This window comes from Mesorhizobium sp. M7D.F.Ca.US.004.03.1.1, assembly GCF_003998635.1.
Taxonomy (GTDB): Bacteria; Pseudomonadota; Alphaproteobacteria; order Rhizobiales; family Rhizobiaceae; genus Mesorhizobium; species Mesorhizobium loti.
In genome coordinates this window covers 1-2041 of the sequence record NZ_RZQG01001009.1, presented here as the reverse complement: position 1 = coordinate 2041, position 2041 = coordinate 1, and the positions used below count along the sequence as shown (strand labels likewise).

Here is a 2041-nt window from a genome sequence, read left to right as displayed (position 1 = left end):
GTCTCGAGTTCGGGGAAGGTAAATCCCTGCCAATCGCCGAAATTGACTTCGACGAGGCGCGGATCGGTTCGATAGGCGCCCGGATCGAGCTTCATGGCGACGCGAATGCGCTGCATCGTTTCGCGCGTCCGTTTCATCGGGCTGGCGACGAAGTCGAATTCCCAGGGATTGTGGACCAGCTCGGCCAGCCGAAGCCCGTTTCCGGACGCCTGTTCGCGGCCGAGAGCGTTGAGATCGGTGTCGGCCTGCCCCTGAAGCCGGAATTCGGCGTTCCACGCGGTCTGGCCGTGGCGCGCGATATAAACCAGCGGGTACATCAGGTCTTCCGGTGCGGGATCGGGACGGATGACGTTTGGCGGGGGTGTTAGTCCTTGACCGTCGAAATATCAGGCGCGTCGACCGCCTTCATGCCGACGACGTGGTAGCCCGAATCGACGTGATGCACTTCGCCGGTGACGCCGCGCGACAGGTCGGACAGGAAATAGACGCCCGAATCGCCGACTTCCTCCTGCGTCACCGTCTGCTTCAGCGGCGAATTGTACTCGTTCCACTTCAGGATGTAGCGGAAATCGCCGATGCCGGAAGCGGCCAGCGTCTTGATCGGGCCAGCCGAGATGGCGTTGACGCGGATCTTCTTGGCGCCGAGGTCGACCGCCAGATAGCGCACGCTGGCCTCGAGCGCCGCCTTGGCGACACCCATGACGTTGTAGTGCGGCATTACCTTTTCGGCGCCGTAATAGGTCAGCGTCAGCAACGAGCCGCCATTGGTCATCAGCGCCTCGGCGCGCTTGGCAATGGTGGTGAAGGAATAGACCGAAATGTCCATGGTGCGCAGGAAATTGTCGCGCGTCGTCTCGACATAGCGGCCGGTCAGCTCGTCCTTGTCGGAGAAGGCAATGGCGTGGACGAGGAAATCAAGCTTGCCCCAGTGGCTGGCGACATTGGCGAAAACCTCGTCCAGGCTCGCCGGGTCGGTGACGTCGCAATGGCCGGCAACAAAGGCGCCCAGTTCCGCCGCCAGCGGCTCGACGCGCTTCTTGAACGCCTCGCCCTGATAGGTCAGCGCGATCTCGGCACCATGGTCGACGCACGACTTGGCGATGCCATAGGCGATCGATCTGTTGTTGGCGACACCAAGAATAAGGCCGCGCTTGCCGGCCATTAGGCCCTGTCCACCCGCCATGTGAGCGCTCTCCGCAAGATTTCTGCTTTGTGGAGTGCCCTATCGCACAGGCACAGAGCCCCTTCAAGCGTTCAAACCGGACAGTTCGGGGGACAAAAGCCGTCGATCAGTCTTTTTGGCCGCGCAACAGCGCTTCGAGCGCGCTATCGCCGCCTTCCGGCAGCATGATCCGCACATGGGCGTAGAGATCGCCGTGGCCGCCGGCCTTTTCCGGCAGGCCCCTGCCCTTCAGCCGCAGGACCTTGTCCGAGCTCGACCAGGCCGGAATGTTGACTGCAAGCCTGCCGGTCGGCGTATCGACCGGCACCTTGGCGCCGAGCACCGCATCCGCCAGCGCCACCGGCAGATCGGCGTGCAGGTCGCGGCCCTCGATGCGGTAGCGCGGATGGCGGCGAAGATGGATCTTGACCAGCGCGTCGCCCGGCTGGCCCGGCCCTTGCTCGCCCTGACCCTTCAGCCGGATGGTCTGGCCATCCTCGACATAGGCCGGCAGCTTGACCGCCACCTTGCGACCGTCGGGGAACATCGCCGTCACCTTTTCGGCGGTCGCCGCTTCCTCGATGGTGACGTCGAGCGTCACGTTCAGATCGGCTGATGTCGCCGGCTGGCGGCGGTCGCCCGCGCCTGGCCCGCGCGCGCCCGAAAAGGCATCGCCGAAAATCTGGCTGAAGATGTCGCTGTTGCCGTCGAACGGATCGCCGCCGGGACGCCCTGAGCGGAATTCGAATCGCGAACCGCCCGGACCTTGCTGCCGGCGGAACCCGCCGAAGGGATCGCCGCCACCGGCTGCGCCCTCAAAGCCCTGGAATCGCGGCTTGCCGTCGGCGTCGATCTCGCCGCGATCGAAAGCGGCACGAT

General features: G+C 64.5%; 3 protein-coding genes. All 3 read right to left on the bottom strand.

All coding sequences use genetic code 11. The features are described from left to right. Positions 1 to 317, bottom strand: a 317-nt coding sequence (locus EN935_RS33130; protein ID WP_164771573.1) for a histidine phosphatase family protein, incomplete at its 3' end; no start/stop codon positions are given. A gap of 47 nt (positions 318 to 364) precedes the next feature. Beyond that, on the bottom strand, positions 365 to 1183 hold the full coding sequence (gene fabI, locus EN935_RS33125) for an enoyl-ACP reductase FabI (protein WP_109662211.1): 819 nt from the start codon (positions 1181 to 1183) through the stop codon (positions 365 to 367). 106 nt (positions 1184 to 1289) lie between these two features. After that, a partial coding sequence (locus tag EN935_RS33120) for a DnaJ C-terminal domain-containing protein (RefSeq protein WP_127374081.1) occupies positions 1290 to 2041 on the bottom strand: 752 nt, incomplete at its 5' end.